Consider the following 14,079-nt stretch of genomic DNA (forward strand, 5'->3'; position numbering starts at 1 on the left):
GCTCCGTGTGTGGTGCAGGAAGATGGCCTACCAGGCACTCAGGCCACCGTCGACGACCAGCTCCTGCCCAGTGACATAGCGGGATGCGTCCGACGCCAGATAGATCACTGCCCCCACCAGGTCACCGCTGGTTCCCATCCTCCCAAGCGGGACGCGAGCGGCATAGCGCTCCACGAACTCGGCGTTCTGGCCGCTCTGAACACCACCGGGGACGAGGGTGTTGACACGAATGCCGTGTACGGCCCAGAGCGTTGCCAGGTGCCGCGTCAGCCCGGCCACGCCCGCCTTGGAAACCGAGTAGACCGGTGGCGTGTTGATCGCGACTCCGAGATACTCGGCCCCCTCGTAGATGCGTGGATCGACGCCGAGCCGGCCGTAGATGGAACCGGTATGCACGATGCTGCCCCCCTCACCCTGAACGATCAGCTGCCTGCCCACCGCGCGAGACACCAGGAAGACGCCATCCAGATTCACCGCCATGATCCGACGCCACTCATCCAGGGAATAGGTCTCGATCGGGGCAAAGAAGGCCTCAAGGTCTCGAGATTTACTCGCCGCATTGTTGAGCAGCACGTCGATGCGGCCGAACGTTTCGCAAGCCTGGGCCACCAGCCTCTCGACGGACGCTTCGTCGCTCACGTCACAGCCCAGGCCCAGGCACGTCACGCCGGTCTCCACCTCGAGCTGCTCGGCCAGGGAGATGGCAGCCTCTTCTTGCAGGTCAGCGACCACGACATGCGCACCATACTCGGCCAGGGCACGGCAGAAGGCTCGACCCAGGATGCCTGTACCTCCGGTCACGATGGCCACCCGCCCATCGAGAGCGAATAGCTGACCGTAGTCCCTTTTCATGGCATCGAATCCTGGTGATAAATTGTGAGGCTTTCCGATCTCGCCCCGGCCAGCTGACGCTCGACACAGTGCACGTTGAGCCTCGACTGCTTCCTGAACTCGAGGGCAAGTGACAGACGCTCCCGGCGAAGCGCCTCCCCCTGGGAGCGGATATCCTCGAGCCGCTCACGGACCTGTCCGGCCACAGCATCGAGATGAAACGGGTCTAGGGGAACGTCGGCTTCACCGATATGATGCAGGAAGGCCTGCATCTTGGAGGTGTAGGCGCCCAACGCCACCACGGGGGTACCACCCGAATGGGCAAAGACCGCGGAGTGCCATCGCCCACCGACATAGGCCAGGCTATTGGCGATGATATCCAGGGCCTGGGGGAAGGGCGTGGCGATACCGATCAGCGGCAGGTCGAGCGCGTCGGCCACCTTCGAAAGGACTGTCTCGTCCTGCCGGGCCGCCGCCACCAGCAGGACCTGGCCAAAGGCCTGCTTCAACTCCCGACATAGACTCATGTACCCCGGCACGGGATCCCTCCCGCGGGAACGGCCCCTGGTAAAGCTCGAACTTCCGCCGACGCAGACATAGGGCTTTCGAGGATCGAAGTCCCGGACACGGGTGGGCCAGCCGTCGAAATAGCAGGTCCTGCCCGCCACCTCGAGCCAGGCGGGCCCCAAGGCGGGCGCAAACCCGTAAGCCGCATCGGGCACCACCTTCGGGTCGCAGAACTCGGCACACACACGTGCCGAATCGTTTTCGCGGAAGACCGCCTCATTGAGCAGGGGATAGACATGCCGTGCGATCTCGTTCAGCACGGGATGTCGAAGATCGACACTGTGGTTGACCAGGACGGTCTCCCGGTCCATGCCATGGCGAGCCAGATAGGCCAGAAACAGCAGCATGCGGCTCTGACGGATGTTGCCGTAGAGGCATCCCTCGCCGCTGATCATCACCAGGTCACACGCATCGAAACAAGCGTGGATATCTGGCAAGGCGCGCTTCTCCAGTACCCGCCTCTCGAGACGCGGAAAGTCGTTCCAGGTGCGGGGAGCCACGTCGGGAAGGAGCCTGGCGAGGCGATTGAACCCTGCTCGGATAATGCGGCGCATCGGGCGGTTATCCGGGAGGTGGTGCTTCAGCCACTCCGATCGCTGCACAAGAGCCGGACGGTCGAGGTACTGGGCTCCGGTCACCCGAGATTCATAGATGACACTATCCAGCTGGGCACCGGAGGCCTCCAGCATCATCCTCAATGCCGTGGAGGTGGCCCGGGCTCCCCAGTTGCTGGTATTGGAAGTGTCATTGACCAGACAGACCCTCATGAGACACCCTGCCTTAGATCGACCTGGCCACCCTCGTCCAACGCCTCGCGACCAGCGATTAATGTACTCAAGATCCTGATGCTCTCTTCGGCAGGTATGGAAGGACTACCCTTGGTGACCATGTCCGAGAATGCGAACAGGAGACGTCTAAACATGCTGAAGTTGTCTGTTATTGAACAGCGGCTGACGCGCCGGCTTCCGAACACCTCGATATCAAAGACCGGAGGGACCTCGCCCAGGGCGTCGATGATCAACGGGGTACCATCGTCAAGTCGAATCAGCAGCGTTTCGTGTCCCGTTGGCACCGCGCATACGCTGGTCGGATGACCGGGCAGCAACGACAGCAGGGCTTCCAGCAGATGGATGCCGTAACGCTCCCAGTCATTGACGATCGTGCCGCGCACCAGCCTGAGGCTACCGTGCTCGCAAAGTTGTTCGCGGAGCACATCCAGTTCCTTGGCGTAACGCATCCCGGAGCAGGTCATCAGCTGTCCCTTCTCTAGGTAGGGCCTGAATGCCATCAGGCATTCCCTGTCTAGCGTCAAGGGCTTGTCGATGAACACCGGAAGACCGGCTGCCAGGAAGCGACGCGCCAGAGGCCAGTGACTTCCTGCATCGTCGCGGGCGATGATGAGCGCGTCCACCTCGCCGAGCATCTGCTCGGGACGCTCCACGCCGTGCTCGATTTTCGTGGCCCGGCACAGTGCCGCTGTCACGCTGGGTTCCTGGGTCCAGGCATGGGTCACGTGCAGGCTGCCGACACCGAACTCTTCGGGACGTCGTTGGCGGAGGTACTCATGGATGACCGGCCAGCCCGAAACCTTCATGCCGTCTTCAGAGAAACCATTGATGATGGCGGAGAAGGAAAAGGGATGCCCGTTTCCTGGACTCATGCCTATCATCCCAACTCGCGTCACCATATGGCCCATCCACCGTCCACGCAGAGGTTCTGTCCCGTCATGTAGCTCCCGGCGTCGGTCGCCAGCAGGGCAATGGCGCCCTTCAGCTCGTCAGGCTGACCCAGACGACCCAAGGGCGCCTTGTACCTGAGTCGCTGCATGAAGGCCTGGTTGGCCTGTGTCAGCTCATGCGGAAACGCTCCGGGACTGATGGCGTTGGCCCGGATGCCATCTCGGGCGAGAAAGCTTGCCAGGTAGCGGGTGAACTGGAGCACACCGGCCTTGGCGGCCCCATAGCTCGGCGGGTTCGCATGATCCGTCCCCTCATAGAGGCGATAGTCAGGCGCCACATGGCCATACATCGAGGCAATGTTGATGATGCAGCCAGAGCGCGCCTTTAGCTGTGGGTAAGCAAACTTGACCATGCGAAAGACAGAATTGAGGCTGATGTCGATGTCCTGGTACCAATCGTCTTCCTCGATGCTCGACCAGCTGTTCTTCTTTCCCGACCAGGCATTGTTGATCAGGATGTCCAGGCCTCCGTAGGTGCTTTCCACGGCATCGAGACAGCGCCGTACGGAGGCCCTGTCGGTAACGTCCAGGGTCATGCCGAGATGCTTCCCCACCGACCCTTGGCGTGCCAGGTGTCGTGCCAGATCGGCACACTTGTCGCCGTCACGGCTGGCGACGACCACGCTGGCCCCGAGTTCCGCCAACGTCTCCCCCATGGCCATACCGAGATAGCCTGCCCCACCACTGATCAACGCTGTCTTGCCAGTCAGATCCATGAGATCACGCAGGGACCGATGCATGCCCTATCTCCTTTGAAATCAATTCCGCCAGCAGAAAATCACGCTCATCGTCGATATCGATCGAACCGTGACCCTCGACCTTCACTGCTCCGGACCGTCCGAAGAGCAATCCTCGTTCCTCAGCCCGCAGCTCGGCGTGTCGGAAGGCATAGACGTCGCCACTGAGCTGGTAGGCAGACGGAAGTTGCTGACGTGGCATCCAGGGCACACTGCCCTCGATGAAGGTACCTGGCCTTCCACTCTCAATCCGCCAGGCCCGGTGGGGATTGAGCTCGGCTGCCTTGAAGGTGGCGATGGAGTCCAGCTTCTCCTCGACCAGGCGCAGGATGCAGGTACTCACGTCGTCCACGGCACGGAACGGACAGGTCGGCTCAAGCAAGACCATGATCTCGGCCTTTTCTCCTTCCATGTTCAGCCGACGAATCAGGTCGCGAAGGGCATCGATGACCAGGGCATCATCGGTGGCCAGGTGGGCGGGACGGTCATAGACCTCGGCGCCAAAACACTTCGCCACTTCGGCGATCTCGACAGCATCCGTGGACACGATGACCCGATCCACCAACGGGCAGCGCTGTGCCGTCGTGATCGACCAGGCAATCAATGGCATGCCGCCCAGGTCCCTGAGGTTCTTGCCCGGCACACTCTTGCTGCCACCGCGAGCGGGAATCACGGCGACGACACCCTGTTCGTGAATCATCGTTCTTCACTCCCGATCATCAGGAAAGTCACTTAGGCCACACAGGACATCAGGCCAGCCTTGCCATGGTCTCGCAGTACTGTTGCCATTCACCGGTATCCATCCAGGCGGTGTCGCTAATCGGAAAGACGCCCACTCGACCTCCCTTCTGCCGCACATCGTCTATCAGGTCAGTCAGGTGGTAGAATTGTTGGCATGGAATCATTCCAAGGATCGAGGAACTCAAGACATATAACCCTGTATTGACGAGAAAGTTGTAACTCGGCTTCTCACGCATTGCGCACAGCTGGCCATTATCAACGATGTCGCATATACCATAGGGAATGTCATAGTTTCTCAACGAAACCACCATCGTAATATCGTTCTTTTCTCTTCTGTGATGGTCCAGTATCGCCCGATAATCCGCCTTGATAATGACATCACAATTGGTCACGATCAGGTCGCCATCTAGTACCCCTGACAGGACATGCAGTCCTCCCCCAGTCCCCAGAGGTTCATCCTCGAGGACATAATGGAGCCGATAATCCGGAGAAAGTTCCTCGAAATAAGCCTGGATAAGTTTTGACTTGTAGTTTACCGACAGATAGAACTCATCGACACCGCATTCAGCGAAGGAGTCGAGAATGACCTGTATCGCGGTCCTGTCACCGACGGGTATAAGCGGTTTAGGTAGCACACTGGTAAAGGGGGCCAATCGTGTTCCCTTGCCACCGGCCATGACCACCACTGGTACTCCGAGAGGCTCATGCTCAGCTGCCTCGGGATGGTCATCTGTGAACAGGTCTTCCCAGAACACCACCTTGTTGACACGTCCGTCATCGTCCAGAACCGGCACGGACGTGACCTGTCGGGACCTCATGATGTTCTTCAGTACCTCATGCGCCTGATCACCATGCACCACACAGGGGGTGCGGTTGCATACGTCTCCCATTTCACCGCCAAGATTCCCCCCACCCAAGATCCAGCGCCTGATGTCCCCGTCCGTCAGCGTTCCAACCAGTCGTCCCTCCCTATCGGTAACGAAAAGGATCTTGAGCTGGGTCTCTTCCAGCTGGTGAAGGGCATCGAGCACCTTGCGATGCTCATCGATCAAGAGTGCATCTAGCATGGTCAACCTCCGGGGGGCATCAGGCCCAAACACTACTCGAAGACATGGAACGGCTTCTTCATGAGTTGCTCATCGAGGAGAACGGTCTTGAGGACGTCCTTGATCCGACGTGATATCTGCCCGTCGGCCCGGGGGTCATAGGGGTTGACCATATCCTTGAGCCCGTCACGAAACCCCGGGTCAAGGGCAAGCGAGATGGCCTCACCGATCGCGTGCTGCACGGGCTCCACCGAGATCACGTTGTCGGCCTGTAGACGCCCCTCCTGACGGCTGCCGACATTGATGGCGGGCAGACCGAACGAGGGGGCTTCGATCAGCCCACTGGAAGAGTTGCCCACGAGCATGTCTAGGTGGCGCAGACAGCTGAGATAGACACGGTGACCCAGGTTGTCGAAGAAGCGAGCGCGCTCTGGATGACGGGTGACCCAGTCCAGGAGTTGGGCATTGATCCAGCGCCCCATGGCATCGGCGTTGGCCTTGGTAAAGATGACCTGGAGCTGCGGACATGATTCCAGGGCGCCCAGCAGCGCCTCGATCTGACCGGCGAGACGTGCATCCGGCTCGCCTGTCACGGGGTGATAGGTCGCCAGGGCCGTGGGACGATCCAGCGGCATCCCGATACACTCGGCGAGCGCCTCTCGGCTCAGCAGGTCGCTGCGATGGAGATGATCGAGCCCCGGGGCCCCGAAGCTGTAGGTCCTCGCGGGATCCTCCCCCATCCTCAGCAGGCGCCGCCGATACAGCTCGGTGGCGGGAAAATGCAGGCTCGCCAGCTTGGTGACGGCATGGCGGAAGTACTCATCCAGGGCGCCACCGCTGACCTCCCCCCCGTGAAGGTGTACCACCGGTATGCGGTGCACGACGGCGGCGAGGGCCACAGGCACGATCTCGAACCGATCGCCGAGCACCACCAGCAAGTCGGGGGCATCCTGCACCAGGGCATCCCCGAAACCGAGCAGCGCGATCCCCATGGCCTTGACCATCGCCTCGCGACTGTCGGACGAGAGCATGATCTCGATGCGCCGGTGTACCCTGAAGCCATCACGCACGATCTCGTCGACCGTCATGCCGAACTCGACGCACAGGTGGCTGCCCGTCACTATGGTCTGCAGCTCGAGGTCAGCATCTTCTTCCATCTCCCGCATCAACCAGTACAGCAGCCCGTAGTCGGCCCGAGAGGTGGTCACGATCCATATGCGACGCCGATTCATGACAGGTCCTGCCAGTCGAGCAGCTCGTCGGCCTGGATATCTCGGCGCGCCCGCCGCCCTTCCACCAGGGCCAAGCACTCCGGGGGAAGGCCGTCACCGGGCCGCTTCAGCACGAGGGCATCACGGGTGATCGGCTCACCGGCCGCAATGGCTCCGCGGGCCGCGATACTCCTGCGCACTACCTTTCGATTGGCCAATTCGCAGGGAGCCGGTCGCTTCTGTCCGTCGCCCATCGCCAGTTCGACCCGTCGCACGGTCTCCACCATGTGTCGGAAGGCGTCGGGGGCCAGCGATGCCAGGTGGTCGGGCCCCGCCATGCTGGTATCCAGCGTAAAATGTTTCTCGAGTACACACGCCCCCATGGCCACAGCCGCCACGGGAATCTCGATCCCGTCGGTGTGGTCCGAGTAGCCGACTCGCCGTCCGAAGGCCTCGTGCAGGGTCGCCATAGCGGCCAGGTTGACCTGATCGTGAGGCGCCGGGTACTCGGTCACACAGTGCAGCAGGGTGACCGCCCCGGCACCCGCCTCCTCCAGTACGCGCAGCGCCATCTCCACCTCACCGAGCCAACACATCCCGGTCGAGAGGAGCACGGGCTTGCCCATGGCCCCGATACTTTCGAGCAGCGGCAGGTTAGTCACCTCTCCGGACGGTACCTTGAAACAGCGCATGCCCAGCGCATCGAGGAAATGCACGCTACGTTCATCGAAAGCACTGGAGAGAAACTCGATGCCACAGCGTTCACAATGGCGACGTATCACCTCGAACTCGCTCTCCGAGAGCTCCAGCGCACGCAGCATCTCGAGTTGGGAGCGACTTCCTTTCACATTACGCTGTTGGTACGCCGCCTTGACGGCATGCTGCGTGACAAGCGACTCGGCACGGAATGTCTGAAACTTGACCGCATCGGCACCACACTCCCTCGCCGACTCGACAAGGCGCAGCGCCAGCTCGAGCGAACCGTTATGGTTGACCCCCGCCTCGGCGATCACGAAGGTCGGTTCCCTGTAGCTCATGCGACTCTCCTCGCTGGCGTCCCCATGTAGGTGCCTGGCCTGTCCAGATCCCGCACCACCGTCGCCCCCGCGGCGACCAGGCAGTCACATGCGATACTGACGCCCTGGATGATCCTTGCCCCGGTGCCGATCAGGCTACGTTTTCCCACACGTACGCCGCCACTCAAGGTCGCGCCCGGTGCCACGTGCACGTCGTCGCCCAACTCACAGTCGTGATCCACCGTGGCACTCGTGTTGACGATACACGCCAGGCCCATGCGCGTTCCCGTCACCACCACCGCCCCATCGAAGACCACACTGCCGGCCCCGAGTACCACATCGTCGTGCACTACGGCACGTGCTGAGACGATAGGGGGAAAGTGGAAACCTTCAGCCCGGAGCGTATCCATCAGGTGCAAGCGGGGAGACTGAATAGTCACCTTGCCAATGCCCAGCGCCATGGATATGTTCGTCACCTCCACACCTCGCCGCAGTCCCCTGTCGTCGCCGAGATACGGGATGCCGCGCTGTACTCCCAGGTCGCGGGGAGCTGTATAGCCGCTGACCCGATAGCCAAGCGCCTGTAGGCAATGGATCACCACCCGGGCGTGTCCGCCGCCGCCGAGCACGATAAAGGCGTCTTTGCTCATCCCTGCCTCGGTTGGCTAGATGCCATAGCGTTCGGACCGGTAGCGGTTCAGGTTGTGCGGTTCACGAAACCACGCGATGGTTTTCTCGAGTCCCCGACAGAATCCCTCCCGCCCGCCATGGGCCGGGATATGCCCCACCAGATCCCGGGCCCGGGTGGTATCGGCCCACAGCCTTTCCACCTCGCTGGCGGCCGGTCGCAGGCGCTGGTCGTCGGATACCACCTGGATGGTCGTGCCCATCAGTTCGGCGATTAACGATACGGTGTCGCCGATGCTGATCTCGAAGCCGCTGCCGACATTGACCACCTGGCCGAGGGCCGAGTCACACTCGGCCACCCGAATGAAACCGGCGACGGTGTCCTCCACATAACTGAAATCACGGGTGGGATGAAGCGCACCGAGATGCAGCCGGGAAGCGCCCTGGGCGAGTTGGATGATGATGGAGGGAATGACAGCCCGGGCGGACTGGCGAGGCCCATAGGTGTTGAAGGGCCGAATCAGCGATACCGGCGTACCGAACGAACGATGGAACGACAGGGCCAGCTGATCGGCACCGATCTTGCTGGCCGCATAGGGCGACTGAGCCTGCAGGGGATGCGATTCGTCGATGGGGACGCGCAGGGCGGTCCCATACACTTCGCTGGTAGAGGTATGCACCACCCGAGCCACACCCAGGTCCCTGGCCGTCTGCAACACATTGAGGGTGCCACGCACATTGGTGTCGACATAACTGTCAGGGGCCATGTAGGAGTAGGGAATCGCGATCAGCGCCGCCAAGTGAAAGACCACATCGCAGCCTGTCATCAACGCTTTCACGGCATGAGGATCGCGGACATCACCGGCCACCACCTCCACCTGCTCGACCACCTCCCGAGGCACCTCGTCCAGCCACCCCCGGGAGCCGAAGGCGTTGTACATCACCATGGCCCTGGCTCGGCAGCCTTGTCTGACCAACGCTTCGGTAAGATGTGAACCGATAAAACCATCAGCACCCGTAACAAGAACCTGCCTATTATATAATGACATGTATCATTCTCACAATTTAGAAAATCACCAAACAGTAATAATTAACCATATGTTTAACCATCACGGAGAGAAAATTATCTTATAAATCGATGAAAGCTGGTTCTCTTTAGATAGAATCAGATTGTTTTATTTTCGCCTGCCATCGCCCTGAAAGACGAATTTCTATGGATCAAGTCTTCATAACAACCTTGATCCACCACTTTCCCATGATCCATGAGATAGATCCATTCACACTGCTTGACTGTACTGATTCGATGCGCAACAAGGACAATGGTCCGACTCCCGGACCAGGCATGAATTTCACGCATGATTACATTTTCGGTGATACCATCTAAGGCACTGGTGGCCTCGTCGAGGATCAGCACTGAAGCATCCTGATAGAGTGCCCTAGCAATACCAATACGCTGTCTCTGGCCACCTGAAAGTTGAACGCCACGTTCACCAACCACGGTGTCAAGGCCTTTGGGCAATTTATCGACAAGGCCATCCAGGTTCGCCAGGCTTATCGCCTTCCCGAGTCGCTGGAGATCGACCTGTTCATCAGGCAGCCCCAAGGCAATGTTGTGGCGAATAGTATCGTCGGCGAGAAAAATGCTCTGGGGGACATAGCCGAGCTTCTCCTGCCACGCACGCATATTGCCGGCATCGAGCGCGATGCCATCAACCTGGACCACTCCCTGACAGGGTGAGATCAAGCCCAAGAGCAGATCGATGATGGTCGATTTCCCACACCCCGATGACCCGACAATACCTATGACGCTATTGGCAGGAACCGTCAGATCAAGTTCCTTGATCACCGCTTCCTCCTGCCCAGGATAGCGAAAGGATACGCCCTTGAGTTGGATTCTCTTACCAGGCTCCGGAAACTTTCCACCTGTCTGTCCTGACTGTTTCCTCGGTGCTTCCCTATCCATGTTGCGACTGGCATAAAGGTCATCCCTCAGGGTGTAATAAGCCGAGAGATTGGCTCGAATCGTCGTTAGGCTCCCGTAGACCTGCTGGAAGGCAGGCAAGAGCTTGAAACCCGCCAGCGCATAGATCGCAATGAGTTGAAGAATACTGCCCGTGTCCCCCTGGTGCATGCCGAGCAAGTAAAGCACCAACATTATCACGGCGCCATAGGCAATCAGCTCCATGGCATGACGTGGTGCCTGGCTTAATGTCAGGCTCGTCCCGTGGTTGTACGCATAGCTCCGGCTGGCCTCCCTGAACTTTCGCGTCATTGCCTCCTGGCGCCCGAGCAACAGAATATCCTTGATGCCACCGAAACCTTCCGACATCAACTTGAAGCGTTGCGCCTGAGAAGACGACATCTTACTGCTGTTGCTTGTTAATCGGCTCCGCACGAGCCGATATAGAACAATGTAGGAAAGACCAAAGATCAACAGCCCCAGCGTCGCTATCCAGGGATTATAAATGAAAAGAGCCGCCACCATTAACAGGGCAAGTACAATCTTGGCATTCATTCGCAAAAATTGCCCGATGATGTGATCAGAGACGCGTCTACACTCTTGGGAAATGCCATGCATCAAGCTGCTGCTGGCATTCTCCACGTGGAAAAGCCAGTGTTGGTGCATATAGTATTCGAACAGGCGACTGGATATTTCCCCTCCAACCTTGGCTCCATAAAGCAACAATCGCCACAACGTAAACATGCTGAACAAGCTAGATATCAAAAGCAGGGAAAAGGCGATTACCCCCATAAGGATAAGAAACTCCTCAGGGGAGGAGAGACCGGACATCCGGTACCAATCTGCCAGGGTGCCGCTTCCCTGAAGGCGCTCAGGATTGCCTACCAGCGCCATGAAGGGCCCGATTGAGACCACGCCGACAATCTCTGCCAGCGCCATAAGCACAAGCAAGAACTGGAGTCGCAACAATCTTCGCTTCTGCTCAGGGGTCAGCAGCGAGTAAAGTTCGGCGAGGACGCGCAACAGGCTCTTCTCTGCGATCTTCAGGCCATCCTTATTGCCTGATGTAGCCTCTGTGCCAACGGCCGGTGTCGAGCTTACCGCCGCCCCCTCCATCCGACCGTCAGGCATCTTCATGGGAGCGACCCGTTGCATATTGGTACTGATAATATCCATATCCATAGGCCGTCGACGCCTTTCGCTGCATTCCATTAATGACGCAGCCTTTCACATCGATACCTGCATTATTCAGGCGTTGTATCGCGTGTTCGATCTCTCCTGGGGGGTTCATCATGAAGCGAGTCACCATCATGGCGGTGCCGGCCCGCTTTCCTACGATAGCGGCATCGGCCACCGCCAGCACCGGAGGCGTGTCCAGTATGACCAGGTCGAAGCGACTACTCACATCATCCAGCAGCGCCGAGAAATGCCGATTCATCAGCAACTCAGCAGGATTAGGTGGTGCCGTTCCCCGTGATAGATAGAACAGCCCTTGCATTTCGGTAGCGCGGATTGCCTGGTCTATGCCAAGCGTGTTGGTCAGTACATCGGACAAGCCACCCTTGGAAGGCTCACCGAATGCCCGGTGAAGGCTACCCTTGCGCAGATCTGCGTCGATGATCAGGACCTTCTGCTCTCCTTGGGCGCAGACAGCACCCAAATTAAGGGCAATGAAGCTCTTGCCAATATCCGGGCTGGGCCCACAAATCATCAGGCAGTTGTTGGGAGCATCCAGCATCGCAAAGTGCAAGCTGGTACGCAGCCCTCGCAACGACTCTACGGCAGAGTCCGCTGGGAATTGCTCCGCCAGGAGCCAGCCATCTTTCATCGCTCGCCTGTCCCACTTAGCCAGGCGTGCTTGCTCGGGGGAAAGCGGCACCGTGGCATAGACGGGAATGCCAAGATCCTCGAGTTGCTTGGGGCTCTCAACTCCCCGGTTGAAGGCCGACCTGACTACTACATAGATCATGGACAGCAAGCCGCCAAGCAGTGCCGCTGCGCCAACGATGACGGTCGTTTGGGGTTTTACCGGCGTCCGCCCAACCACCGCTGGGTCAATGATTCTGACGTTGCCAATCGTGCCAGCCTTCGACAACTGTAGCTCCTGGCCCTTGTTAAGCACATCGACATATATCGCCTGAGCGACCTCAACATCTCGATTGAGTCTGATCAGGTGCTGTTGAGCCTCCGGCATGGCCTTGACACGCTGATTGAGCCGCCCCAGCTGTGCATTCAGATATCGCTTCTTTTCCATTAGCCCCTGATATGACGGATGATTAACATTGAAACGCTGGGTCAACTCCGACTCCTGGATGGTCAACTCATTGAGCTGTCTCTCCAGGCTAATGAACTGGTCGATCACCGACTGTGCCTCGGAGTCGATGTTGATACTGTCCACATTGGCACGGTATTCACTCATACGGTCTTCGGCGGCAGCAAGCTGGGCCCGCAGTTCGGGGGCCTGTTTCTCGAGGAATTCAAGGCTCTGCTGAGCCTCGGCAGACTGGCGCTCCACATTCTGCATCAGGAACGTCTGACTGATCGCATCCAGAGCTTGCCGTATCTCGCCACGGTCGCTTCCCGTAAGGGTCAGCCGCAACATCCCGGTGCTGACTCCCCTTGCAGTGGCTCCCTCCTCCATGATGGAAAGCCGCCCTTTCAACTGAGCAATCGCGAGTTCACGAGGTTGCATCAATAACTGGAAGTTCGCGCCAGCCGGCGCCCTTATCTCCTCGATCCGCAGGCGGACCTGGCCATTCATGAACGCTTCCTCTGCTCCCTGACGGCCAACCCCCAAAGACTCTTCCTGTTGCAAAAGGCGATAGCGTCCATCGCCCAATACCTCCACTGTCAGAGGCGTCCCCTTGATGGCCTCAGCCATCTCAACCCGCGACAGTTCAATCGTCTCCTTCCCCCAGACGCCCGGGTGATGTGAGACCAGGTCCTGAAGTCGCTGTACCCAGCCCGAGGCGAGCAGCCTGTCTCCCAGTAGCGGCAGGGTAGCCAGGTCCGGACGTGCTATCTCGTTCTTCTGTATATAGCCACCGATGAGGGGCAGCGTGCGTGGTTGAATGGACATATCCATACCGAGCCGATCCACTACCTTTCCCAACACCATACGCGAGCGCAGAATCTGGACCTCGGTCGCTACCCCGCTACTGTTATCGGCTTCCCTTACCACTCCCCCCGACTCTCCCACGGTATTGATGGAAGACCGGCTCTCTACTTGCACCAGAGTGTCACCCCGGTAGATCGGGGTCACCGTGGCACTGTAGATCAAGCCCCCTAGCCCAAAGAGCAAGAATGAAAGAAGAATCAACCATTTATGATCTACCAGTACGCCCAGCAGGCGAGCAATGTCCATCCCGTCTTGAGCGGAAGAAGTACCCTGAATAATGATCGGAGACGGGGGAATCGGTACATTGCCCTGATGTGGCCGGCTATTCACGATCTTCTCTCCGATATTGACTAAGCGTTTATCTATGGCTAAGTGCCTAATCAGCTATTATCATTCATGATTTCGGCAGGTCAAATGCTACTGGCTACCCGTGGGAGCTTATCTATCATTTGGTCGTCTTTATAAAGAGGTACATTGCCTACTCCGA

At 59.0% G+C, this 14,079-nt stretch carries 12 protein-coding genes; all 12 read right to left on the minus strand.

Annotated features, from left to right (window positions below):
* Positions 1–27 precede the first annotated feature (27 nt).
* Positions 28–852, minus strand: a complete 825-nt coding sequence (locus tag QLQ86_RS08705) for an SDR family oxidoreductase (RefSeq protein ID WP_282816609.1) — start codon at positions 850–852, stop codon at positions 28–30.
* Positions 849–2,090 carry a polysaccharide pyruvyl transferase family protein gene (locus tag QLQ86_RS08710; RefSeq protein ID WP_282816610.1) on the minus strand — a complete coding sequence of 414 codons (1,242 nt, stop codon included), beginning with the start codon at positions 2,088–2,090 and terminating at the stop codon, positions 849–851. Before QLQ86_RS08710 ends, QLQ86_RS08705 begins: the two co-directional genes overlap by 4 nt.
* A 71-nt stretch (positions 2,091–2,161) precedes the next feature.
* Positions 2,162–3,094: a Gfo/Idh/MocA family oxidoreductase gene (locus tag QLQ86_RS08715; protein ID WP_282816611.1), complete on the minus strand. Its 933-nt coding sequence runs from the start codon at positions 3,092–3,094 to the stop codon at positions 2,162–2,164.
* Positions 3,079–3,876, minus strand: coding sequence for an SDR family NAD(P)-dependent oxidoreductase (locus tag QLQ86_RS08720; protein WP_282816612.1), 798 nt, complete (start codon positions 3,874–3,876; stop codon positions 3,079–3,081). The genes QLQ86_RS08715 and QLQ86_RS08720 overlap by 16 nt, the downstream gene beginning before the upstream one ends.
* On the minus strand, positions 3,857–4,573 hold the full coding sequence (locus tag QLQ86_RS08725; RefSeq protein WP_282816613.1) for an acylneuraminate cytidylyltransferase family protein: 717 nt from the start codon (positions 4,571–4,573) through the stop codon (positions 3,857–3,859). The genes QLQ86_RS08720 and QLQ86_RS08725 overlap by 20 nt, the downstream gene beginning before the upstream one ends.
* Before the next feature lie 49 nt (positions 4,574–4,622).
* Entirely contained in the window at positions 4,623–5,681 is a 1,059-nt protein-coding gene (locus QLQ86_RS08730) for a sugar phosphate nucleotidyltransferase (RefSeq protein WP_282816614.1), read from the minus strand.
* A gap of 32 nt (positions 5,682–5,713) precedes the next feature.
* A complete protein-coding gene (neuC, locus tag QLQ86_RS08735; protein WP_282816615.1) occupies positions 5,714–6,892 on the minus strand; it encodes a UDP-N-acetylglucosamine 2-epimerase in 1,179 nt (392 codons plus the stop codon).
* A complete protein-coding gene (gene neuB / locus QLQ86_RS08740; protein WP_282816616.1) occupies positions 6,889–7,908 on the minus strand; it encodes an N-acetylneuraminate synthase in 1,020 nt (339 codons plus the stop codon). The genes neuC and neuB overlap by 4 nt, the downstream gene beginning before the upstream one ends.
* On the minus strand, positions 7,905–8,537 hold the full coding sequence (locus QLQ86_RS08745) for a NeuD/PglB/VioB family sugar acetyltransferase (RefSeq protein WP_282816617.1): 633 nt from the start codon (positions 8,535–8,537) through the stop codon (positions 7,905–7,907). Before QLQ86_RS08745 ends, neuB begins: the two co-directional genes overlap by 4 nt.
* Before the next feature lie 15 nt (positions 8,538–8,552).
* The gene (locus QLQ86_RS08750) at positions 8,553–9,563 is read right to left on the minus strand and encodes an NAD-dependent 4,6-dehydratase LegB (protein WP_282816618.1); all 1,011 of its coding nucleotides are present in this window, start codon (positions 9,561–9,563) and stop codon (positions 8,553–8,555) included.
* A gap of 116 nt (positions 9,564–9,679) precedes the next feature.
* Positions 9,680–11,611: an ABC transporter ATP-binding protein gene (locus QLQ86_RS08755; protein WP_282816619.1), complete on the minus strand. Its 1,932-nt coding sequence runs from the start codon at positions 11,609–11,611 to the stop codon at positions 9,680–9,682.
* Complete coding sequence (locus tag QLQ86_RS08760) at positions 11,598–13,922, minus strand: polysaccharide biosynthesis tyrosine autokinase (RefSeq protein ID WP_282816620.1); 2,325 nt, start codon at positions 13,920–13,922, stop codon at positions 11,598–11,600. The genes QLQ86_RS08755 and QLQ86_RS08760 overlap by 14 nt, the downstream gene beginning before the upstream one ends.
* Positions 13,923–14,079 lie beyond the last annotated feature (157 nt).

The organism is Halomonas rhizosphaerae (assembly GCF_030012485.1).
Classification (GTDB): domain Bacteria; phylum Pseudomonadota; class Gammaproteobacteria; order Pseudomonadales; family Halomonadaceae; genus Halomonas; species Halomonas rhizosphaerae.

Bases quoted from the DNA above. Each gene is read 5' to 3' on its own strand.
- neuC (WP_282816615.1), bottom strand. From the start codon at position 6,892: ATGAATCGGCGTCGCATATGGATCGTGACCACCTCTCGGGCCGACTAC.
- QLQ86_RS08705 (WP_282816609.1), bottom strand. From the start codon at position 852: ATGAAAAGGGACTACGGTCAGCTATTCGCTCTCGATGGGCGGGTGGCC.
- QLQ86_RS08710 (WP_282816610.1), bottom strand. From the start codon at position 2,090: ATGATGCTGGAGGCCTCCGGTGCCCAGCTGGATAGTGTCATCTATGAA.
- QLQ86_RS08755 (WP_282816619.1), bottom strand. From the start codon at position 11,611: ATGAAGATGCCTGACGGTCGGATGGAGGGGGCGGCGGTAAGCTCGACA.
- QLQ86_RS08720 (WP_282816612.1), bottom strand. From the start codon at position 3,876: ATGCATCGGTCCCTGCGTGATCTCATGGATCTGACTGGCAAGACAGCG.
- QLQ86_RS08745 (WP_282816617.1), bottom strand. From the start codon at position 8,537: ATGAGCAAAGACGCCTTTATCGTGCTCGGCGGCGGCGGACACGCCCGG.
- QLQ86_RS08715 (WP_282816611.1), bottom strand. From the start codon at position 3,094: ATGGGCCATATGGTGACGCGAGTTGGGATGATAGGCATGAGTCCAGGA.
- QLQ86_RS08730 (WP_282816614.1), bottom strand. From the start codon at position 5,681: ATGCTAGATGCACTCTTGATCGATGAGCATCGCAAGGTGCTCGATGCC.
- neuB (WP_282816616.1), bottom strand. From the start codon at position 7,908: ATGAGCTACAGGGAACCGACCTTCGTGATCGCCGAGGCGGGGGTCAAC.
- QLQ86_RS08725 (WP_282816613.1), bottom strand. From the start codon at position 4,573: ATGATTCACGAACAGGGTGTCGTCGCCGTGATTCCCGCTCGCGGTGGC.
- QLQ86_RS08750 (WP_282816618.1), bottom strand. From the start codon at position 9,563: ATGTCATTATATAATAGGCAGGTTCTTGTTACGGGTGCTGATGGTTTT.